Below are 20,497 nucleotides of genomic sequence, written 5' to 3'. Positions count from 1 at the left end.
CCGGGGGCGCCCTTCAATGCTTCCCAGCAGGGCGGACTTCTATGGTGACCACAACTGATACAGGGATGGACAATGACGCATTTCGATCTCCTTCTGATCGGCACAGGCTCGGGGAACATGTTCCTCGACGACCGATTCTCCGGCCTCAACGTGGCGATTGCTGAGGAGTGGCACTTCGGCGGAACCTGCCTCAACGTCGGGTGCATTCCCACGAAGATGTTCGTCTATCCCGCCACGATCGCCGAGCAGGCCGCCGACGCAACGGACTACAACCTCTCTACGGAGTTCAACAGCGTCGATTGGTCGGCGCTGCAGAAGCGCATCTTCGACCGTGTCGATGCCATCGAAGCCGGAGGCCGGGACTACCGCAGCGGCGATCGCCAACCCAATGTCACTGTCGTGGCCGAACACGTTCACTTCACAGGGGCCAAGACGGTGCGAACCGCCTCGGGTCAGGACATGACTGCTGATCGCATCGTCATCGCGGCCGGCGCCTCCCCTGTCATCCCCGCCGCCGAAGGCCTGGATCCGCAGCTTGTCGACACCGAAGGCTATCCCGTGTTCACGTCGAACTCGATCATGCGCATCCCTGCGAAGCCCGAACGGCTGGTCATTATCGGATCCGGCATCATCGCAATGGAGTTCGCCCACGTCTTCGCCGGGTTCGGCACCGAGGTGACCGTGATCGCACGTGGCCCCCGCCTGCTGGGAAACATCGACGAGGAGGTCTCACAGGAGTTCACGGACCTCTTCGAACGCACCCATACGGTCCACCGCGGAGCTGAGGTGGCCTCATACAGTTTCGATGACGACCAAGTGTCGGTGACACTGAAGGCAAGCGGCCGCCTCGGCGATGTCGATCTTCCCTCGCAGATAGACGCGGATGCGGTTCTCATCGCCACCGGACGGACACCGAACACCAGAGGTCTGAATGTGGTCGACGCCGGCTTCGATGTTCTCGATGATGCGCGTCTCAGCGTCGATTCACGCCAGCGTGTCCTCGCCCACGGACAGCCGGTCCCCGGCGTGTTCGCCCTCGGCGACATCAGCTCCCCGCACCAGCTCAAACACGTGGCCAATCACGAGGCCGATGTCGTCGGTGACAATCTCACCGTCGATGTGGCGGCCGGAGAGCCGGGCGGCGCCGCCGAGGCGGATCTGCGGGAGGTCAATCACCACGCGGTTCCCGGCGCCGTGTTCACCTCACCTCAGGTCGCCTACGTCGGCATCACAGAGGAGGAGGCTCGGCAGGCCGGTCACGCGACGAGTGTGAAGGTGCAGAAGTACTCCGACGTGGCGTACGGCTGGGCGATGGCCGATGACCCCGGCATCGTGAAGCTCATCGCGGACAAGTCGACGCATCAGATCCTGGGCGCTCACATCGTCGGTCACGAAGCGTCGATGATCGTCCAGCCACTGATCCAGGCGATGGCATTCGGACAGCGCGCTGACGAGGTGGCAAAGCGGCAGTACTGGATTCATCCGGCTCTGCCCGAGGTCGTTGAGAACGCACTCTTGGGCCTTGAGTTCGATGGGGACTGATCAGGTTTCTCAGAAGCCGTAGAAGTGCTCTTCCATGATGTTCCTGGCATGGCGGGTGGTGCGCAGGTAGTCGTCTTCGAGTTCGTGACCGCCGCCCGCCGGATATCCGAGCAGTCGGGCCGTGGCCTCTAGCTCGAAATGCTCCTCCGGCAGTGATTGGGCTGTGCGTCCCCGATACAGCATGACGGCTGATCGAACATCTGTTGCCAACTGCCATGCGGCCGCGAGCTCCTCGGCATCATCCGCGGGGATGAGCCCTTCTTCGGCTGCGACACTGAGCGCTGCCAGTGTCGAGGTCGTCCTCAGGCCGGGAATCTGGTGGGCGTGCTGCAGCTGCAGGAGCTGGACCGTCCACTCGACGTCGGAGAGGCTGCCCCGACCCAGTTTGAGGTGTCGGCGTTTGTCCGCATTGCGAGGCAGGCGCTCGTCCTCCATCCGCGCCTTGAGCGTGCGGACTTGGGTCAGCGCCTTCGTCGGCATCTCCACCGGGTACCGCAGCGGATCGATGAGTTCGGTGAAGTCCTCAATGAGGCCGGAGTCTCCAGCGACCGGGCGAGCCCTCAGCAACGCCTGTGCCTCCCAGGGCTGAGACCACTTGGCATAGTAGGCCCGGTAGGAGGACAGCGCTCGGACCAGCGGCCCGTTCTTACCCTCGGGCCGCAGATCCGCATCGAGATCGATGCCCTGCGCAGCGTCGCTGGCCTTGAGCCGGCTGCCGAGACCGAGTGCGAGCTTGGTGACGTGTTTGCTCAGCTTCGCTTTGTCCTCGGCCCCGAGCTCCTCACCGACAGAGCGGTAGACGAACGTCACGTCGGCATCGGAGAAGTAGCCGATCTCGTTTCCGCCCCACCGGCCCATTGCGATGATCGCGAACTCGTACAGCGGCGTCTCGGGCTGGTCGAGGTCCATACGGACGGCCTGCAGCGCGCCGCTGACTGCCAGATCCATCAGTGCCGAGAGATCGCCGGGGACCTTCGCCCGGTCCCCGACATCGAGGACGTCACGCAGAGCAATGCGCAGGAGCTCACGGCTGTAAGTCTCCCGGATCGGCGTGATCGCCGATGCCGCATGTCGTTTGAGGAGACCTCCGACTTCGGCCTCGAGTGCTTTCGGATCACGGGAGGTGAGGTTGTCGTAGTTGTCGAGCCAGGCCACTGCGGCCGGCTGGCGCAGCAGCAGTTCACTGGCATAGCCGGACAGCGAGAGGACGTCGGCCACCGATTTCGCGGCCAGACCGGAATCGCGGAGCATCTTGAGGAACCAGCCGGAGGACGACAGCGAGTCCGTGAGCCGGCGGAACGCCAGGAGCGCGGCATCGGGACTGACTCCGTTTGAGAACCAGTCCAGCAATGCCGGAAGAACTTGTTTGATGACGAGTGCTGTGCGTGACATGCCCGAGGTCAGCGCCTTGATGTGGGACAGAGCACCCTGTGGATCGCGGTAGCCGAAGGCCTGAAGGCGGTCGGCGGCGGCCTGCATGCTGCTGCCGCGGTTGTGGGCATCGACGACGGCGCCGTGGACTCCGACTGCCGCGTCGAGGATGGGACGGTAGAAGATCTGATCGTGGAGGCGGGTGACCTGCTTCGCATAGTCCTTGCGGGTCTCTTCCAGCCGGGGTCCACTTCGTGAGCCGGAGGTGAAGACCGATCGGGAGAGGATGCGCAGCTTCTCATCGTCGTCGGGAATGAGCGCATTGCGCAGCATCCGCGGAATCTGGACTCGATGTTCGACCACGCGCATGAAACGGTAAGCGGCGGAGAAGACGAAGGCATCCTCTTTCCCGATGTACCCGTGTTCGCTCAGCTCCTCCAGGGCCACGAGCGTGTTCGGTGTGCGGATCTCCTCGTCAGTGCGACCGTGGACCAGCTGGAGCAGCTGTGCGGAGAACTCCACATCGCGCAGTCCTCCCCGTCCCAGCTTGATCTGTCGGGGCGCCTCGGCGGCCGGAATGAGGTCCACGACGCGACGGCGCATCGAACGGATGCCGTCGATGAACCCCTGCCGGCTGGCGGCCTCCCACACGAGCGGCAGGAGTGTCTCGACGAACTCCTCACCCACACCCACATCACCGGCCACCGGACGAGCCTTGAGGAGAGCCTGGAACTCCCAGTTCTTCGCGATGTCCGCATAGTAGCGAGTGAATTCCGACATCGTCCGCACCAGTGCCCCGGCCTTGCCCTCGGGACGCAGCGCCGTGTCGACTTCCCACAGAGCAGGCTCCGCGCCGGCATCGGAGAGGATGCCTCGCATTCGTTGGGCGACCTCCGTGGCCAGATCGCGCTGCTCATCACTCGTCGACGAATCGAGGACGAAGACCACATCGACGTCGGAGACGTAGTTGAGCTCGCGGGCCCCGGTCTTGCCCAGGGCGATCACAGCGATGCGAACCGTGCCCTCAGGATCGAGCTCTGCCCTGGCGATGGCCAGAGCAGCATCCATGGCAGCCGCTGCCAGGTCCGAGAGCACGGCCATCACATGATCGACGATCTCCTCCGGCGCCTCGGCGACGAGATCATCGGCGACCAGCCGCAGCTGTGCGTCGCGATAGGTGCGACGAAGATCTTTGATCGCCTCCTCGCCGAGGTGGTCCGCCGTGGGCGCAGGATCATCAGGATCGGCTCCCACGCTGGCCAGCAGATCGTTGCGTAGCGATGCCGCCGAGGCCGCGGGAGTGGAGATCATGAGGAACGGTGACCGCTCCACCAGCTGCGGCAGAGACTCCGGATGCCGCACGAGGTGGTCGACCATCGCCTCCGACGTGCCCATGACTGCGAGCACCCGCCTCAGCAGAGCACGGTCGATCTCATCCTCGGCGAGATCTTCCGCGGTCCCCGAACGGATGGCATCGAGGAACTGCGGCGCGGACTCGCCTGCGGCCTCCAGGACCCGCAGCAGACCGAGGGCGGCCGCGTGCGGATCCGGTGTCGCCTCGAGGAGATCGATGAAGCGTGAGTCGGTGGCCAGGGGCTGGCCGAGGAGTTCATCGATCTCGTCGAGGAATCGAGCGGCAGACTCGGTGACAACCGACGTGCGCGAAGTGATCCGGGCCATGAGACTACATCGAGGTGAAGTGTTTGCTGAGCTCGAACGGAGTGACCTGAGCGCGGTAGTCGTTCCATTCCCGCCGTTTGTTGCGCAAGAAGAAGTCGAAGACCTCTTCGCCCAGCGTCTCCGCGACCAGATCGGACTGCTCCATGATCTCAAGGGCGTGGGACAGACTGGAGGGCAGCGCTTGGATTCCCATCGCACGGCGTTCGGTGTCCGAGAGCTGCCACACGTTGTCCTCGGCCTCCTCGGGCAGCTCGTAGTCTTCTTCGATGCCCTTCAGCCCGGCCGCGAGCATGAGGGCATAGGACAGGTACGGGTTGGCAGAGGAATCAAGAGCCCGGTATTCGATGCGCGCGGAGGAGGACTTCCCCGAGTTGTACTGCGGCACGCGGACCAGGGCCGAACGATTCCGGTGTCCCCAGGAGATGTAGGACGGGGCTTCGTGACCTGTCCACAGGCGCTTGTACGAATTCACGTGCTGATTCGTCACCGCGGTGATCTCTGCTGCGTGGGTGAGGAGGCCTGCGATGAACTGCTTGCCGGTCTTCGACAGCTGATACATGGCTCCGGGCTCGAAGAAGGCGTTGTTCTCCCCCTCGAAGAGTGAGACATGTGTATGCATTCCGCTGCCCGGATGATCGTTGAGCGGCTTGGGCATGAAGGATGCGTAGACGCCCTGAGAGATCGCGACTTCTTTGATCACCGATCGGAAGGTCATGATGTTGTCGGCCATGGTCAGCGCGTCCGCGTAGCGCAGGTCGATCTCGTTCTGCCCAGGACCGGCTTCATGATGAGAGAACTCGACGGACAATCCCATGGCTTCAAGCATGGTGACTGCGGAGCGGCGGAAGTCGTTGGCGGTACCGCCGTTGACATGGTCGAAGTAGCCGGCAGTGTCAACGGGGATGGGTCTTGTTCCCTCGAGGATGCCGGTGCCCGGATCGAGGTTGTCCGTCTTGAACAGGTAGAACTCGATCTCCGGGTGAACATAGAAGGAGAAACCCTTCTCCGCGGCCTTTGCCAGCGTCCGCTTGAGAACGTTGCGGGGATCAGCCTGCGCCGGCTCTCCCCCAGGCACGTGGATATCGCAGAACATCCTCCCGGTAGGTTCCTTCTCGCCACGCCATGGCAGCAGCGAGAACGTTGAGGGATCGGGCTTGAGGACCATATCTGCCTCATAGACTCGTGAGAGTCCCTCAACGGCGGATCCGTCGAAGCCGATTCCTTCGGAGAATGCCCCTTCGAGCTCTGCCGGAACCACTGCAACCGACTTCAGCCCGCCGAGGACGTCGGTGAACCACAGGCGGATGAAGCGTACTTCACGGTCTTCAACGGTGCGAAGAACGAATTCTTCCTGACGCGACATTCCTCAGCCGTTCCACTTCTTGTCGTCTTCTTCCCACTCTTCGTTGCGGGCCTGGGCCCGCTCGAGGGCGGCTCGAGCCACTTCCTCTGTCTCGTAGGGGCCCATGCGGTGGTCCGCATCGCTGACCAGGCCACGCTCAACCGAGTTGGTCTTGAGATTGAAGTAGTACTTCGAATCAGCATCGTCGATATCTTTGAACAGTCCCATGTCGAACCCTTCATCGTGGGTGTGGTGAATCCCTGACAGATTTCAGCTTACCGGTTCTGTCTGTCGCCGCCAGGACCGCACCGCACGACTTCGCCCGCACACGCCTGTGACCTCCAAAAACTGGAACGCTTCTGTGTCTGAATGCAACAAAATATGGTCTTTTCGAACCGGTGTGGTCGATATTCCACCGAATCCGTAGGCACGTGCACGAATACTAGCGATAAAGGTTTGCCCTGCAGACCTTCAAAGGAATACAGTGAGATGTATCCTCAGCCACAGTTCGATCTGGCTGGAACTGCCCATGGGGCAACATGAGAGAAGGAAAGCTATGCGCATTTCAGTGCCCACCGAGGTCAAGAACAACGAGTTCCGCGTCGCCATCACCGCTGCCGGTGTCCACGAGCTCGTTTCACATGGACATGAAGTCACGGTTCAGGCCGGTGCCGGACTCGGGTCATTCATCACCGACGATGAGTACACCGATGCTGGTGCCGCGATCGCTGCGGATGCGGCGTCCACCTGGGCCGCCGGGGACATGGTCCTCAAGGTCAAAGAACCCATCGCCGAAGAATACGGTTTCCTGCGCAAGAACCTGATCCTCTTCACATACCTGCACCTGGCAGCAGACGAAGCGCTGACTCAGGCACTGATGAGTGCAGGGACCACCGCGATCGCCTACGAGACGGTTGCGCCCGACGGTGGAGGCCTGCCGCTTCTGGCTCCGATGAGTGAGATCGCTGGGCGGCTGTCAACGCAGGTCGGCGCCCACAGTCTGCTCAAGGCTTCGGGCGGTCGCGGCATCCTGCTCTCAGGCGTCCCCGGTGTCGAACGGGCCAATGTCGTCGTCATCGGTGCAGGAGTAGCCGGCACCAACGCCGCTCGTATGGCCCTGGGCCTGGGTGCTGCCGTCGAGGTCATCGACATCAACATTCCCCGCCTGCGTCAGATCGATGAGACCTTTGCCGGGGCGATCGCTACGAAGGTCTCGAACAAATACGAGATCACGAAGTCCCTGGCCTCTGCCGACCTGGTCATCGGTTCGGTGCTCATCCCCGGCAAGAAGGCACCGAAACTCGTCACCGACGAGATGGTCGCGGGTATGAAACCGGGCTCGGTGCTCGTCGACATCGCCATCGACCAGGGCGGGTGCTTCGAGAACTCGAGGCCCACCACCCACGACGATCCCACCTTCGAGGTGCACAACTCGATCTACTACTGTGTGGCGAACATGCCCGGTGCGGTGCCCAATACGGCCACGGCCGCACTGACGAACGCGACTCTGCCGTTCGCGGTCAAGATCGCCAACCAGGGATGGCACGCAGCTCTGTCGAAGGATTCGGGTCTGGCTCGTGGACTCAATATCCACAATGGGCACGTCACCAACGACAACGTTGCCGAGGCCTTCGGTCTCGAGGCCGTCTCCGTCGCACACGCCCTGGCGAACTGAACGTACGAGCCCGGGTGAACCTCGCCTGAAGCACGCATGCGGAAGGCCGGCACCATTGACCTGATGTCGGCCTTGCGCATTGTTCCCGGGCTGTCCTGATTGTTCCAGGGCAGCCCTGGACGCGTAGAAGACGGGCGCTGGAAGCCGCGGCGGAGCCGGTATGGTCTCAGCTGGCCGGCGGCATCGTCGTCGACCGGAAGTGCTCCTCGCACAGCTGGCCGGCGGCATTCGCATCCTGGTCGGCGATCGCCTCGACGATGGCTGCGTGATCGGCCACCGCATGGTCGAAGAGTTTGTGGGAGAAGGGGTCGTGGCGGAAGCCCGCGTTGATCCTGGTGTCGATATCGATGGCCATGCGTGCGAGCTCGGGATTGTGCCCGGCTCGAGCGATGGCGAAGTGGAACTGCGCGTCAGCCGTTCTGGCCACACCTGCCTCGGCGCGTTCAGAATACCTCTGTGCCAACTCCCGGAGCTCCGTGAGCTCTTCCTCGGTTCGCCGCAGAGCCGCAGTCGCGGCCAGACTGTTCTGAAAGATCGCACGGGCATCGAGAAGATTTCTGCGTTCGGCATGGAACTCACCGATGCGATCGGCCATCGGGGCAAGAGCCGTCGGTTCCGCGCTGGACACGAAAGTTCCGCCGCCGCGCCCACGCCGCCGTTCGACGACCCCGAGCCGCTCCAGCCGCAGCAGTGCCGCGCGCACACTCGAGCGTGAGACCTGAAGATCGGCGGCAAGGGCTCGTTCACCGGGCAGCAGAGTGCCTTCGGGAAGCGCGCCCACGGCGATGCCGGAGAGGATGTGGTCCGCGATCTGCTGGGGTGCGCTCGTCAGACTCACCACATCGCTGAGACCGGAGAACTCGGGACCGACCGAGGCAGTCTGCTCGTTCATCATTTCCCCTTCCGTTTCGTCTCGTCCATTGTTGCAACCTGTCGTCGCACACGCAGGCGACAATACCTGTCTCCACTCTAATTCCTCTCCGATGGCCCCCTCGCACCGGCAGACAGCGCAATTGTGGAATATCGGGGCTCAACCGCTCTAGAATCGAAGTCACCATGACTGATATGCCTCGCCTGCTCACGCCCGGAACCATCTCTCCTGAACTGGGTGTCCCCCAGAACATCACCCGACCCGAATACGTCGGTCGCGCCGATGCCGACGAAGGCAGGGGCAGCAACTTCTACTCCGCCGAGGAGATCGAGAAGGTCCGCGTGGCGGGCAGTATCGCGGCGAACGCTCTGGCCGTTGTGGGTGACATGATCGAACCCGGAGTGACTACCGATGCGATCGACCGAGTCGCCCATGAGTACATGTGCGACCACGGTGCCTATCCTTCGACACTGGGCTATCGCGGATTCCCGAAGTCCGTGTGCACATCGCTCAACGAGGTGATCTGTCACGGCATCCCCGACTCGACGGTCATCGCCGACGGGGACATCGTCAACGTCGACATCACCGCCTACATCGAGGGCATGCATGGAGACACGAACTACACCTTCTATGCCGGCGAGGTCGATGACGAGTCCCGACTGCTCGTGGAGCGGACGTGGGAGGCCACGATGCGCGGAATCAAAGCCGTCAAACCGGGCCGCGAGATCAACGTCATCGGTCGAGTCATCGAGAAGTATGCCAAGCGCTTCGACTACGGAGTCGTCCGTGACTACAGCGGACACGGGGTGGGACGGGAGTTCCATACCGGTCTCATCGTTCCCCACTACGACGCCGCGCCCGCCCACGCCGAGGTGATGGAACCGGGGATGATCTTCACCATCGAACCGATGCTCAACCTCGGAACCGTCGACTGGGACGTCTGGGACGATGCCTGGACAGTGGTCACCAAGGACCGGAAGCGCTCCGCCCAGTTCGAACACACACTTGTCGTCACCGAGACCGGTGCCGACATCCTCACCCTCCCCGATGCCGATGCAGCCATCGCTGCAGGGCCCATGACCCGACAGGACTGAGATGACAGACGATCAGCAGGGACGCTTCGCCATTGGAGTCGACGTGGGCGGAACGGGAATCAAATCCGCGCTCGTCGACACGGAGACCGGCAATCTGGCGTTCAAGCGGGCGCGGGTGCTCACCCCCAAGCCCAGCTCCCCTGTCGCTGTGGCCGAGGCGATCACACAGGTGGTCGAACTCCTCGTGTCCAAGGCGCTCGAGTTGGGAGTCGTGGACGACCGATCTGCGCTGGACGCTCTGCCGATCGGCTGCGGGTTCCCCGGCGTCGTCCGTGATGACCATGTGGACTACGCCGCGAACCTCGACCAGTCATGGATCGGGTCGAACATCACCGCGATCCTCACCGAACACACCGGCCGGCGCTTCTACATCATGAACGACGCGGACGCGGCAGGACTGGCCGAGATGACCTTCGGTGCCGGTCGCAGATACCGGAAGAAGACAGTGCTGCTGACGACCCTGGGCACCGGCATCGGAACAGCACTCTTCACCCAGGGGCGTCTGGTGCCCTACACGGAGCTGGGACACATCGAGATGAACGGCCGGGACGCGGAGACCCAGGCAGCTGAATCGGTCAAGGTGCGCGAGGATCTCAGCTACGTGGAGTGGGCTCAGCGGTTGCAGCAGTACTATTCGCAGGTCGAACTTCTGGTGGCCCCCGATGTGATCCTCATCGGCGGAGGCATCTCGAAATCGCATGCAGAGTTCCTGCATCTGATCAGCACCCGCGCCGAGCTGCGGCCGGCGAAGCTGTTCAACAATGCCGGCATCGTCGGTGCCGCCATTCTGGCTGCCAACAACGGCAAGGCCAAAGTGAAGAAGGGGTCGGCCTAGATCTGACGCGACTGCCAGACGTCGCGACCGCCAGACGTGAGGTGAGGACAGGCCACCGATACGCCGGGTTCTGTCATCGAGTCGGTTGCCCTTCTCGACGGACGGTCATCTATCTGGGACCGATGTTGCCACCGGCCTCGAGCAATCCACCCGACGACTCGGCGAGCAGCCTCGAACGTCGCCTGTCTGATCTTGCTCCGGATGGGGTTTACCCAGCGGTGCCGGTCACCCGGCACCCTGGTGGTCTCTTACACCACCGTTTCACCCTTACCCAGTCGGAACTGGGCGGTCTGCTCTCTGTTGCACTGGCCCGCGGGTTACCCCGGGTGGGTGTTACCCACCATCCTTGCTCTGTGGAGCCCGGACGTTCCTCAGCCCTCGTGAAAGAGCCGCGACCGTCTGGTGACCTGTCCTCGAGTACAGAAGTCTACCCTCATCGCCGGGACCCTTCGTCGCGGCGATGAGCCAGCAGTGACGAATCTAACGTGGACGGCGATTCGTGGCCCAAGGGTTGGGACCTACGATGGTGAGGTGAAGATCCTATTACCGCCCTCAGAAGGTAAGACTCCCGCGAATTCGGGTTCCCCACTCGACCTCCCAGGACTTTCGGCACCGGATCTCAACCCGCAGCGCAAGAAGGTCCTGAGTGCCCTGCAGAAGGTCTCCAAAAGAAAAGACGCGCTGGGTCAGTTGGGCGTGGGAGCCTCACTCTCAGCCGACGTCGAACGCAATATCAGTCTCGACACCATCCCGTGCGCCCCGGCCCTGCAGACGTACTCCGGAGTTCTCTACGAAGCGATGGGGGCCCCGGACCTCGTTGCCGATGCCATGGCCGACGAGACCCTGGCGCAGCGGCTGCGCAACGTCCACGTGTTCTCGGCACTCTTCGGCCAAGTCAACGGTCTCGATCCGATCCCCGCCTATCGGCTGGCGATGAAGACGGACCTGGGCACCCTCGGAAAGCTGTCTTCGTGGTGGAAGCCGGTCCTGGCCAAATCATTCACGATCGACCCCGCCGAGGTGATCCTCGACTGCCGCTCCAGCGACTACCGAGCCGCTTGGCCGGGCCCGCATGAGCAGGTCGTGACCCTGGGAGCAGTCAAGGTCAACGGCACCAAACGCAGCGTGGTCTCCCATTGGGCGAAGTACTATCGCGGCGAGCTCGTCGGCCGACTGCTCGCAGACGAGCGTGAGCTGCCGACAAGCTCTGCGGATCTGCTCTCACGGGCCGAAGAGTCCTATGAGGTCGAGTTCACCCCGCATGCCAAGAGCCGACCGGCGGCGCTGACGATCGTGCTGCGCGACTGAGGCCCTGCAGCTCTCAGAGGTCAGTCACAGTCCGTGGGCTCGCCTCAGCCTTTGCGCAGCAGAACCGCCTCGCACTCCTCGCACTCATAGGTCTGATTCGGGTCCTCGAGCAGCATGCCCTTCCATGCCATGCCGCTGATCTCCTGGCCACAGGCCTGGCAGTTCGGCCCGTTCAGGATCGCAGCCCCGGGCCCGCCCGCAGCGACATTCTGGTCAAACTGTCGAACTAATGCCTCGGGCAGGTCGGCCTTCAGCTTCTGCGCCGAGGCACTGTTGGCCTCAAGCTCCGCGGCCAACTCCGCCTTGCGGTCCTTGATGGACTTCTGCATGGTACGGCCGGAGGCGATCACCTCGGCGAGGGAGGACTCCACCTCTGAGAGAACGGCCTCAGCGGATTCGAGTTCCTCCATGGAACCGAGCTCAGCCTCCTCGAGTTCAGCGACCCGTTCCTCATGGCCGGAGATCTCGCCCTGCAGATTCACGAGATCTCGGCTGGTCAGTCCGGTTCCGTCGTTGAGTTCGAGAGTCTTCTTCTTGATCTGAGCGTTCTGCGATTCGATGGCCGCGGCATGCTCGGCAACGTCGGTACGGAACTTCTCCACCACCTCGGCGGCCTCGGTCTTCTTGGCCTCGAGCTCTTTGTGCGAAGACACGAGGTCCTTCAACGCCGACGCTTGGGTGGGATTGTCGTGCTCGTGTCGCAGCGCGCGTCCGTGGGAGGCGAGTTCGATGAGTGACTCGAGTTCTGTGCGTTGTTCGGCGGTGATCAGCATTCTGGGTTCCTTGTCATCGAGGCGTCAGGGGTCGTGTGCAGGGAGTCAATAGCGTTCGACCCAGGGATCGGTGTTGACCGCCGAATGCTGCAGGGCGATGCTGAATCCGCGCTCGGCGAATTCGGTCTCCAGCTGTTCCGCGGCCGCGGTGAGCCAGACGGTCTCCGACGCCCAATGGGAGACATCGATGAGCTGTGGTCGACCTCCCTGCCTATTGGCGGTGTCGCGGGCCTCGGTGGCGGGATGGTGGCGAAGGTCAGCGGTGATGTAGACATCTGCGCCGCTGGCCCTGACCTCGTCGAACAGGGAGTCCCCCGCTCCACCGCAGACGGCGACTCGGGTCACGGCTGCGGCCGGGTCGCCGGCGATGCGCACACCCGTCGTCGTCCGCGGCAGACGGTTCGAGAGAGTGCGGGCGATATCGCGGACGGGCGTCGGCGTGGGGAGGTCTCCGACGCGGCCGATGCCGGTGCTCGATCCCTCAGCATGAGGGACGAGTGGGACTGCGTCCTCGATGCCGAGCAGGGAGATGAGCGCATCCGAGACTCCCCCACGCGCCGAATCCGCATTCGTGTGGGCGTTGAACAAGGCGATGTCATTGCTGATCAGGGTGTGAACGGCGCCGCCCTTCAGGGTTGCGGCATTGACGGACTTCACAGGTTTGAGCATGAGCGGATGATGGTTGAACACGAGGTCCGAGCCCAGCACCACCGCCTCGGCGATGACCGCGTCCATGGGGTCGAGTGCGAGCAGGATAGAACGGACCTCGGCATCGGGATCCCCCACGGCCAGCCCCACCGAATCCCAGCTCTCAGCCAGGGCCGCAGGCCACAGTGTTTCGAAGACGTCCACACACTCACTGACCTTCGGGTATCTCATGCCACCACAGTATTACATCCGAGCAGCAGCGGTCAGGCGCTGGTCACCACGGGGCCTCAGCGGGAGCGACTTCGCAACACAGAATTGTCTGGGACACCGGGAAAATATGTGAGACGCGGTTCACCCGGCGATCCTTCGGCTATAGATTTGGGCCATGACTACGAATGCATCGACCACACCGTCGCCCGATCTTCACTTCTCCTCGACCGTCGCCGATATCGCGCGTCGCAGCGCGGGACGTTTCGGCGACGACATCGCCGTCGAGTTCGGCGACCGCACCTGGACCTATTCCAGCCTGGACTCTGCGGTCACGGCCGTCGCGCGTGAACTCGTAGCCCTCGGAGCGCAGAAGGGTGATCGCGTCGCCGCCTACGGGAAGAACTCAGATCTCTATCTCCTCCTCTACCTCGGATGTGCTCGCGCCGGTCTCATCCATGTGCCGGTGAACTATCAGCTCAAGAACGACGAGCTCAACTACATTCTGGAAAACTCCGGAGCGAAGTTCGCTTTCGCCGATGCCGATCTCCTCGACGCAGTCAGCGCAACGCCGACCGGTGCCGCCGTACAGGTCAGGGACTTCGCCACGCTCCTTGAAACTGCCACCGCCACGGACACTGCTCCGGCCGCTCCTGGCGAATTCGACGTCGCGGACACCGACGTCGCACAGCTGCTCTACACCTCGGGCACCACCTCGGCGCCCAAGGGAGCGATCATGACCCACCGTGCACTCGTGCACGAATACATGTCATCGCTGATGAGCCTCGATTTCGCACCCACTGACCGCGTCGTCCACGCTCTTCCGCTGTATCACTCGGCGCAGATGCACGTCTTTCTGATTCCTCTGCTGTCCATCGGGGCGCACAACATCGTCGTGCCCGCACCTGTTCCCGAGCAGCTGCTGGCGATCTTCGAAGAACGCGAGATCAACTCCTTCTTCGCGGCCCCCACGGTATGGGTCGCCCTGGCCAACAGCCCGGACCTCGACACCCGTAACCTGGAGAGCCTGCGCAAGGCCTACTACGGCGCCTCGATCATGCCCGGACCGGTGCTTGGGAAGCTGCGGCAGCGTCTGCCGAAGCTCGGCTTCTACAACTGCTTCGGCCAATCCGAGATGGGGCCCCTGTGCACCGTGCTGCGGCCCGAGGAACACGATGACCACGCCTCCTCGGCCGGCAGACCCGTCTTCTTCGTCGAGACCCGCGTCGTCGACAGCACCGGAAACGATGTCGGCGTCGGGGAACAGGGCGAGATCCTCTACCGCTCGCCGCAGCTGTGCGAAGGCTACTGGGATCGGCCCGAGGCAACCGCTGAAGCCTTCGACAACGGCTGGTTCCATTCCGGTGACCTCGTCACGGTGGACGAATCCGGTTTCATCGAGGTCATCGACCGAGTCAAGGATGTCATCAACACCGGCGGCGTGCTTGTGGCCAGTCGACAGGTCGAGGACGCAATCTTCGAACTCCCCCAGGTCGCCGAGGTGGCCGTCGTCGGGGTCGCAGATGAGAAATGGATCGAAGCCGTCACCGCTTTCGTCGTCGTCAAATCCGACCAGCCCGAGATCACCGAGGCGGATGTGCTCACCCATGTCAAGGACCGTCTGGCTGGATTCAAGGTGCCAAAGCGAGTCGACTTCGTGGCCGAACTGCCCAAGAACTCCGCAGGCAAGATCCTCAAACGTCAGCTGCGCGAGGCCTGAACCTCAGACCAGGTTCCGGCCGCGAATTGGTGCCAGGGTCGCCCTCACGCGTTGGCGCCCTGCGTGGTGCCCGCGCCCCGAGCCCTGATCGTGGGAGGGCGTGAGGCATCGGGACCAGCCTCCTGGCCGATGATGGTGAACCCATTATCTCGGATGAGCGCGATGTCGTCTTCGGCGGCCTGTCCCTCCGCTGTGAGGTAGTCGCCGAGGAAGATTGAGTTCGCCACGTGCAGCGCCTGGGCCTGCAGCGACCTCAGGTGGATCTCTCGCCCACCAGCGAGGCGGATCTCCTTGTCGGGACATACGAATCGTGCTGTGACGACGATTCGCAGACATTGGGCGGGAGTGAGATTCCATTGTCCCTCCATGGGCGTTCCGTCGAACGGGACCAGGAAATTGATGGGGATCGAGTCGGAGTCGAGCTCGCGCAGCGCGAACAGGGCTTCGACGACCTGTTCGTCGCTTTCGCCCAGGCCGACGATGAGCCCGCTGCAGGGAGAGAGTCCGGCCGATTTCGCCTTGGCGACCGTGTTCGTCCGATCGGTGTAGGTGTGGGACTTCACAATGGTGTCGTGAAACGACTCAGCGGTGTTGATGTTGTGATTGTAGGCATCGACACCGGCCTCCAAAAGGGACTCTGCCTGACCGTCCTTGAGGATTCCCAGGCATGCGCAGACCTCAACGTCGTCATGAGCGTCTTTGAGTCGTGTGACGATGTCATTGACGCGTTCGACGTCTCGATTCCCCGGTCCTCGTCCACTGGCGACCAGGCAGACCCGAGAGGCGCCTCCGCGGATCCCGATATCTGCCTGCTTCACCGCCTCGTCGGTTTTCAGCCACGAGTACTTCAGGATCGGTGCCGCCGATCCAAGGGCCTGCGAGCAATAGCTGCAGCTTTCGGGGCACAGGCCCGATTTGAGGTTGACCAGGTAGTTGAGCTTGATGGTCATACCGAAGTGCGTGCGTCTGAGTCTGGATCCGGCGGCCACGAGCTCAAGCAGGTCGGCGTCGGACGTTGCCAGCATTGCCACCGCCTGTCCCTCGGTGATCACGCCCCCATCGAGAATCGAGTCGGCAAGGCTGTCGAACCAGTTGGTCATCGGTGGATTCTCCTCTTTGCGGCAGATGAGCGTTCGGTGCAGGAACACGCTCCTGAACGGTGTTCAATAGAGTATCAGGGTTTGGCTGGGTCGGCTCATGCAGGGTGGGTGAAAACGAATAGACTGCTCACGGCAGAGAATGCATGACGAACAGACGCCGCCGCCTTCGGGTGGGCGGATGAGGAGACGAGTGGTGGCATCCCCCAACGAGGCGACACCGGCATCCAGCCCCTTTGACGGCAAGTCGGGTTGGAGGCAGCACGGGGATGGAAAGACGATCCGTCCTGGTGAGACCGTTCTGCCCGAGGAAAGGCTGAGCTGGCCGCGGACAGTGGGAATCGGAGCCCAGCACGTCGTCGCCATGTTCGGAGCGACATTCCTCGTGCCGCTGCTCACGGGCTTCCCTCCCTCGACGACACTGTTCTTCACTGCAATCGGAACACTCCTGTTCCTACTCATCACCAAAGGCATGATGCCCTCCTATCTGGGATCATCCTTCGGACTGCTGGCGCCCATCGGTGCCGTCACAGGGTTCGCGGCCACCTCGGGTGAGGACCTCGACGCCCATGCCATGGCACTGGCTCAGGGCGGCATCATCTCCGTGGGCGTGACTCTCGCGCTGGTGGGTATCGTCGTTCACTTCGCCGGGGTGCGATGGATAGAGGTCACCATGCCGCCGGTCGTCACCGGTTCCATCGTCGCTCTCATCGGGCTGAATCTGGCGCCCGCAGCCTGGGACTGGGTGAAGGAAGCTCCCCTGACCGCGCTCATCACGATAGCCACCATCCTGGTCACCAGTGTGGTGTTTCGCGGAATGCTCGGCCGGCTGTCCATCCTCATCGGCGTCCTCGTCGGCTACGGTGCCGCATGGGTGCAGGGACAGATCGACTTCTCGACTGTTGGTCAGGCTGATTGGGTGGGTCTGCCCGCATTCCACGCTCCCGCCTTCGACCTGGGTTATCTGGGGCTCTTCCTCCCCGTCGTCTTCGTCCTCATCGCCGAGAACATCGGACACGTGAAATCAGTGTCGGCCATGACCGGACGTGACCTTGATTCGATCACGGGCCGCACGCTGTTCGCCGATGGGCTCTCCACGGTCCTCGCCGGGTCAGGCGGAGGGTCGGGCACGACGACCTATGCGGAGAACATCGGGGTCATGGCGGCGACTCGCATCTTCTCAACGGCCGCCTACCTGTGTGCAGGCGTCATCGCCTTGATCCTGAGCCTGTTGCCGAAGTTCGGGGAGGTCATCGCAACCATCCCGCCTGGAGTCCTCGGCGGAGCGGCGACCGTCCTCTACGGGATGATCGGAATGCTGGGTGTGCGCATCTGGGTGGAGAATAAGGTCGACTTCTCCAACCCCATCAACCTCAACACTGCAGCGGTGGCTCTGATCGTCGCGATCGCCAATTTCACGTGGACTCCTGGTGACCTTCAGTTCGAGGGCATTGCACTGGGTTCCGCCTCGGCGATCATCATCTATCAGGTGATGCGCGGCATAGCGAAATGGCGCGGCACAGACCAGGACCTGGACCTCGATCACAAGGCTGGCACCGAGGCCGGTCCGGAGATAGCGGAGGAGGCGCCGCCCGCGTCGCCCTGAAGTCCGTGGCCCGAATGGGCATGTAGGTCCTTCCCCCGATGATGAGGATCCGACGAAGAGGAGACAATCATGAAACCTGTATATTCACTCTCCCGCGGAACGCGCCGCCGGCTGACATCGAGTGTCGCCGTCCCTTTAGTCGCAGGTGGCTTGTTCGCAGGAAACTCAGCTCAGGCTGCACAGGGACTCGGCGCCGGGCTGATCGACGGCACTTCCGCGGACAAGCCGGATCACCTCGGCGACACATGTTCCATCAGTTCAACAGCGACAGCGGAGAAGGTGCTTGCCGTCTCGGGCACCGGCGGCTCCACAGCGGAGGTGCAGGCCTGCGAGAAATGGGACGGGCAGTACTATTCGGCGATGAACGTCGACGGATATGTCGGCTCCAACGGCATCGCTGCTGCAGGAGAGAAGCGCGAGGGGGACGGCATGACTCCCTCCGGCGTGTACAGCATGGGCTACGGGTTCGGAGTGAAAACAGAACCGAAGCAGTTCCACGGGCCCGAATACGTCACGGTCACCAAGGACGATGTCTGGGTCGACGGAGACGCAGTGAAGAACTACAACACCATGCAGAAGAAGTCCGAGGGCTACTCTGGGGAATCCATGTACCAGAGTCCGGCCTACGACTACGGCCAGGTCATTGACTTCAACTCTGCCGCAACGCCAGGTAGGGGTTCAGCGATCTTCCTCCACGTCAACACTGGCAGCCAGCAGACAGCAGGCTGCGTATCGGTGTCCGAGGATGAGCTGCTGAGAATCTTCGAGTGGGAAGATGACGGCGCGGTTGAGATGGCGATCAGCAGCCAGGCGCAATTGTGAACCCGACTATCGCCGTTTTTCTCCTGCTGCCGGACCGGCTACCGCTTGATCAGTGAGAATTCGAACTCCAATGTGATCTTGTCGCTGATGAGCAAGCCTCCAGAGTCCAGAGGTGTGTTCCATTTCACTCCCCAGTCCCTTCGGTCAATTCGGCGTTTACCCTCGAACCCGACCCTCAACGCACCGTTCTGATCGGTGTCAACACCCAGGAGTTCAATGGGAACCGAAACGCTCCGAGTGATGTCCCGAATGGTGAGATCTCCGTTGACGATATAACTGCCCTCTTCGACCTCATCGATTCCTGTGGAGACGAACGTGATCGTCGGGTACTTCTCGACGTCGAAGAAGTCGGCGCTGCGAAGGTGTGCATCACGATCGGGGGTTCGAGTATCGACACTATCGGTCTGAATCGTGATGGTCACATCAGTCTTCGAGAGATCGCCTGCATCAATGTGCGCAACTCCTTCAACGACGTTGAAGGCACCACGCACCCGGCTGACCATTGAGTGACGGGCAGAGAAACCGAGACGGGCATGTTGGGGATCAAGGTCCCAAGTTCCGGTCAGCTGTTCATCTGATGACATTGTCGTGCTCCTTCGGCCAAGCTGAGATCGTGGGACCCGGGTGTCGAGAGCCCAAATCAGTACTGTGAAAGTACTGGTGTGCATATGCGTTCAGCGTAGCGGCTATTCGGCTGTACTGTCATGTCGAACATACGTGAAATTGAACAGACAAGCATCCTTGGGCCCAGGAGCCCTGCATTTTGGTGAATCCACTGGGATCACGGAGGAAGTCATTTGCACCCCGAATGGGAATGAAATGGGGAAGGGAATCTCCGGAATGCGGAAAGGATGCCCTATCTCGGCCTCCCCGAATGCGGGCTCCCCTAGTATCCGCAGCCACACTGCACGCCAGCGCCATCGGCAGACGCGCTTCGGAGGCAGCCGGCAACGCCACGGACAGACCATTCCCTGTCATCGAGACCGTCGACGGGATCTGACGCGTTGTTAGTGCGACCGACCTGTGTCGGAAAAAGAAATGTGTCGCGACAGCGTAGGAACGACGTCGCGACACAGCGCAGGGGTGGGCCCAGAGGGACTTGAACCCCCGACCCTCTCGGTGTAAGCGAGATGCTCTAGCCAACTGAGCTATAGGCCCCACAGCAACTCGGGAGCAACACTCCCGAACGCGCTTGATCAGTATGCCATATGGCAGGCAGACAGACGAATTCTTGGTTCAGTCGCTCCCAGCGTGCAGGAGGCGTGCCGCGATTATCGCGAAGTTCTCACCGGCATCGTCATTCTCTATGCCGAAGAGTCTGCGGTTCTGTTCGATCGCCACGGCACCCAGTGCATGTGCCATCACACCCTGGGAGACCGTCTGCCCCAATGCGTCGACGCTCAACGCGCCAGGAGTCACTTCGCCGGGGGAAATCGAGTATCCGAGCAACATGATCTCAGCACCGTCACGGTATGTGAGCAGGATGTCTCTCAACGCCATCGCAGCCACAAGCGGGTCAGAAGTCGACGGGCATCGCGCATCCACCTCAGCGTTCATCCGTGTGGCGATGAGGACGAAGAGCTCCTGTTTATCCTTGACGTGCCAATACAGGGCGGAGGGCTGAACCTCGAGCTCACGTGCGAGCCTGCGCATCGACAGATCGCCAAATCCGTATCGTGAAAGGATGTCGAGGGCAGTTGTCGTGATGCTCCCGGCAGTCAGTGCCAATGAGACCTTCCTTCCATTCGCAGTTGGTCGACCGAACCGATTTTTCAGAACGCGTCGCCATCGCTATAGTAGTTCCTGGTCACGGGATATAGCGCAGCTTGGTAGCGCGCCTCGTTCGGGACGAGGAGGTCGTGGGTTCGAATCCCGCTATCCCGACCATTGTGATGTGTCGCGACAT

At 62.3% G+C, this 20,497-nt stretch carries 18 protein-coding genes, 2 tRNA genes and 1 other RNA gene; 10 read left to right on the top strand and 11 right to left on the bottom strand.

Going from position 1 to position 20,497, the window contains the following annotated elements:
* The first annotated feature begins 72 nt into the window (after positions 1–72).
* Entirely contained in the window at positions 73–1,542 is a 1,470-nt protein-coding gene (locus tag ACE03M_RS05845) for a mycothione reductase (protein WP_485933128.1), read from the top strand.
* A 9-nt stretch (positions 1,543–1,551) separates the two neighbouring features.
* Here ACE03M_RS05845 and ACE03M_RS05840 read toward each other — a convergent pair whose 3' ends face one another.
* The 3 genes from ACE03M_RS05840 to ACE03M_RS05830 are packed head-to-tail and all read right to left on the bottom strand — an operon-like array spanning position 1,552 to position 6,163.
* Positions 1,552–4,593 (bottom strand): bifunctional [glutamine synthetase] adenylyltransferase/[glutamine synthetase]-adenylyl-L-tyrosine phosphorylase, encoded by a 3,042-nt coding sequence (locus ACE03M_RS05840; RefSeq protein WP_485933127.1) that lies wholly within the window; start codon positions 4,591–4,593, stop codon positions 1,552–1,554.
* Between the two features lie 4 nt (positions 4,594–4,597).
* Positions 4,598–5,956 carry a type I glutamate--ammonia ligase gene (glnA, locus tag ACE03M_RS05835; RefSeq protein WP_143921612.1) on the bottom strand — a complete coding sequence of 453 codons (1,359 nt, stop codon included), beginning with the start codon at positions 5,954–5,956 and terminating at the stop codon, positions 4,598–4,600.
* Between the two features lie 3 nt (positions 5,957–5,959).
* The gene (locus ACE03M_RS05830; RefSeq protein WP_143921611.1) at positions 5,960–6,163 is read right to left on the bottom strand and encodes a hypothetical protein; all 204 of its coding nucleotides are present in this window, start codon (positions 6,161–6,163) and stop codon (positions 5,960–5,962) included.
* 328 nt (positions 6,164–6,491) lie between these two features.
* On the opposite strand from ACE03M_RS05830, the gene ald reads away from it, so the two are divergent.
* Positions 6,492–7,610, top strand: coding sequence for an alanine dehydrogenase (ald, locus tag ACE03M_RS05825; RefSeq protein ID WP_485933126.1), 1,119 nt, complete (start codon positions 6,492–6,494; stop codon positions 7,608–7,610).
* Between the two features lie 166 nt (positions 7,611–7,776).
* Here the strand turns inward: ald and ACE03M_RS05820 are convergent, their stop codons facing one another.
* Positions 7,777–8,502: a FadR/GntR family transcriptional regulator gene (locus tag ACE03M_RS05820; protein WP_143921609.1), complete on the bottom strand. Its 726-nt coding sequence runs from the start codon at positions 8,500–8,502 to the stop codon at positions 7,777–7,779.
* A 164-nt stretch (positions 8,503–8,666) separates the two neighbouring features.
* Here ACE03M_RS05820 and map point away from each other — a divergent pair, with 164 nt between their 5' ends.
* A complete protein-coding gene (gene map, locus ACE03M_RS05815) occupies positions 8,667–9,575 on the top strand; it encodes a type I methionyl aminopeptidase (protein ID WP_143921608.1) in 909 nt (302 codons plus the stop codon).
* Position 9,576: 1 nt separating this feature from the next.
* Positions 9,577–10,410, top strand: coding sequence for a polyphosphate--glucose phosphotransferase (gene ppgK / locus ACE03M_RS05810; RefSeq protein ID WP_143921607.1), 834 nt, complete (start codon positions 9,577–9,579; stop codon positions 10,408–10,410).
* 43 nt (positions 10,411–10,453) lie between these two features.
* Here the strand turns inward: ppgK and rnpB are convergent.
* Positions 10,454–10,821, bottom strand: an RNA gene (gene rnpB, locus ACE03M_RS05805) — RNase P RNA component class A.
* A gap of 120 nt (positions 10,822–10,941) precedes the next feature.
* On the opposite strand from rnpB, the gene ACE03M_RS05800 reads away from it, so the two are divergent.
* On the top strand, positions 10,942–11,718 hold the full coding sequence (locus ACE03M_RS05800) for a YaaA family protein (protein ID WP_485933124.1): 777 nt from the start codon (positions 10,942–10,944) through the stop codon (positions 11,716–11,718).
* 44 nt (positions 11,719–11,762) lie between these two features.
* Here the strand turns inward: ACE03M_RS05800 and ACE03M_RS05795 are convergent, their stop codons facing one another.
* Complete coding sequence (locus ACE03M_RS05795; protein ID WP_143921606.1) at positions 11,763–12,491, bottom strand: zinc ribbon domain-containing protein; 729 nt, start codon at positions 12,489–12,491, stop codon at positions 11,763–11,765.
* 45 nt (positions 12,492–12,536) lie between these two features.
* Positions 12,537–13,370, bottom strand: a complete 834-nt coding sequence (locus ACE03M_RS05790) for a Nif3-like dinuclear metal center hexameric protein (RefSeq protein WP_143921605.1) — start codon at positions 13,368–13,370, stop codon at positions 12,537–12,539.
* 154 nt (positions 13,371–13,524) lie between these two features.
* Between ACE03M_RS05790 and ACE03M_RS05785 the strand changes: the two genes are divergently transcribed.
* Entirely contained in the window at positions 13,525–15,066 is a 1,542-nt protein-coding gene (locus ACE03M_RS05785; protein ID WP_143921604.1) for a fatty acyl-CoA synthetase, read from the top strand.
* A 44-nt stretch (positions 15,067–15,110) separates the two neighbouring features.
* On the opposite strand, the gene bioB is transcribed toward ACE03M_RS05785, so the two are convergent.
* The gene (gene bioB, locus ACE03M_RS05780; protein ID WP_143921603.1) at positions 15,111–16,166 is read right to left on the bottom strand and encodes a biotin synthase BioB; all 1,056 of its coding nucleotides are present in this window, start codon (positions 16,164–16,166) and stop codon (positions 15,111–15,113) included.
* A gap of 331 nt (positions 16,167–16,497) precedes the next feature.
* Between bioB and ACE03M_RS05775 the strand changes: the two genes are divergently transcribed.
* Positions 16,498–17,769: a uracil-xanthine permease family protein gene (locus ACE03M_RS05775; RefSeq protein ID WP_395949466.1), complete on the top strand. Its 1,272-nt coding sequence runs from the start codon at positions 16,498–16,500 to the stop codon at positions 17,767–17,769.
* Between the two features lie 69 nt (positions 17,770–17,838).
* Positions 17,839–18,591, top strand: a complete 753-nt coding sequence (locus tag ACE03M_RS05770; RefSeq protein WP_485933123.1) for a L,D-transpeptidase family protein — start codon at positions 17,839–17,841, stop codon at positions 18,589–18,591.
* A 38-nt stretch (positions 18,592–18,629) separates the two neighbouring features.
* On the opposite strand, the gene ACE03M_RS05765 is transcribed toward ACE03M_RS05770, so the two are convergent.
* Positions 18,630–19,175 (bottom strand): YceI family protein, encoded by a 546-nt coding sequence (locus tag ACE03M_RS05765; protein WP_143921600.1) that lies wholly within the window; start codon positions 19,173–19,175, stop codon positions 18,630–18,632.
* Between the two features lie 290 nt (positions 19,176–19,465).
* Here ACE03M_RS05765 and ACE03M_RS05760 point away from each other — a divergent pair, with 290 nt between their 5' ends.
* Positions 19,466–19,591 carry a hypothetical protein gene (locus ACE03M_RS05760; RefSeq protein ID WP_260848011.1) on the top strand — a complete coding sequence of 42 codons (126 nt, stop codon included), beginning with the start codon at positions 19,466–19,468 and terminating at the stop codon, positions 19,589–19,591.
* A gap of 84 nt (positions 19,592–19,675) precedes the next feature.
* On the opposite strand, the gene ACE03M_RS05755 is transcribed toward ACE03M_RS05760, so the two are convergent.
* Together ACE03M_RS05755 and ACE03M_RS05750 are read right to left on the bottom strand one after the other, a co-directional pair.
* Positions 19,676–19,749: transfer RNA gene (locus tag ACE03M_RS05755), tRNA-Val, on the bottom strand.
* Positions 19,750–19,827: 78 nt separating this feature from the next.
* Positions 19,828–20,319, bottom strand: a complete 492-nt coding sequence (locus ACE03M_RS05750) for a TetR/AcrR family transcriptional regulator (RefSeq protein ID WP_485933122.1) — start codon at positions 20,317–20,319, stop codon at positions 19,828–19,830.
* Between the two features lie 82 nt (positions 20,320–20,401).
* Between ACE03M_RS05750 and ACE03M_RS05745 the strand changes: the two genes are divergently transcribed.
* Positions 20,402–20,478 (top strand) — tRNA-Pro (locus tag ACE03M_RS05745).
* The last annotated feature ends 19 nt before the right edge of the window (positions 20,479–20,497 follow it).

Source organism: Brevibacterium sp. AGC70 (genome assembly GCF_057334195.1).
Note: the sequence above shows the minus strand (reverse complement) of the source record. Positions and strands in the feature narration are given on the sequence as shown.

Coding starts and splice junctions, on each gene's coding strand:
- ACE03M_RS05840 (WP_485933127.1), bottom strand. CDS start 4,593: ATGGCCCGGATCACTTCGCGCACGTCGGTTGTCACCGAGTCTGCCGCT.
- ACE03M_RS05765 (WP_143921600.1), bottom strand. CDS start 19,175: ATGTCATCAGATGAACAGCTGACCGGAACTTGGGACCTTGATCCCCAA.
- ACE03M_RS05760 (WP_260848011.1), top strand. CDS start 19,466: ATGCGGGCTCCCCTAGTATCCGCAGCCACACTGCACGCCAGCGCCATC.
- ACE03M_RS05820 (WP_143921609.1), bottom strand. CDS start 8,502: ATGAACGAGCAGACTGCCTCGGTCGGTCCCGAGTTCTCCGGTCTCAGC.
- ACE03M_RS05790 (WP_143921605.1), bottom strand. CDS start 13,370: ATGAGATACCCGAAGGTCAGTGAGTGTGTGGACGTCTTCGAAACACTG.
- ppgK (WP_143921607.1), top strand. CDS start 9,577: ATGACAGACGATCAGCAGGGACGCTTCGCCATTGGAGTCGACGTGGGC.
- glnA (WP_143921612.1), bottom strand. CDS start 5,956: ATGTCGCGTCAGGAAGAATTCGTTCTTCGCACCGTTGAAGACCGTGAA.
- ACE03M_RS05785 (WP_143921604.1), top strand. CDS start 13,525: ATGACTACGAATGCATCGACCACACCGTCGCCCGATCTTCACTTCTCC.
- ACE03M_RS05845 (WP_485933128.1), top strand. CDS start 73: ATGACGCATTTCGATCTCCTTCTGATCGGCACAGGCTCGGGGAACATG.
- map (WP_143921608.1), top strand. CDS start 8,667: ATGACTGATATGCCTCGCCTGCTCACGCCCGGAACCATCTCTCCTGAA.
- ACE03M_RS05830 (WP_143921611.1), bottom strand. CDS start 6,163: ATGGGACTGTTCAAAGATATCGACGATGCTGATTCGAAGTACTACTTC.
- ACE03M_RS05770 (WP_485933123.1), top strand. CDS start 17,839: ATGAAACCTGTATATTCACTCTCCCGCGGAACGCGCCGCCGGCTGACA.
- bioB (WP_143921603.1), bottom strand. CDS start 16,166: ATGACCAACTGGTTCGACAGCCTTGCCGACTCGATTCTCGATGGGGGC.
- ald (WP_485933126.1), top strand. CDS start 6,492: ATGCGCATTTCAGTGCCCACCGAGGTCAAGAACAACGAGTTCCGCGTC.
- ACE03M_RS05795 (WP_143921606.1), bottom strand. CDS start 12,491: ATGCTGATCACCGCCGAACAACGCACAGAACTCGAGTCACTCATCGAA.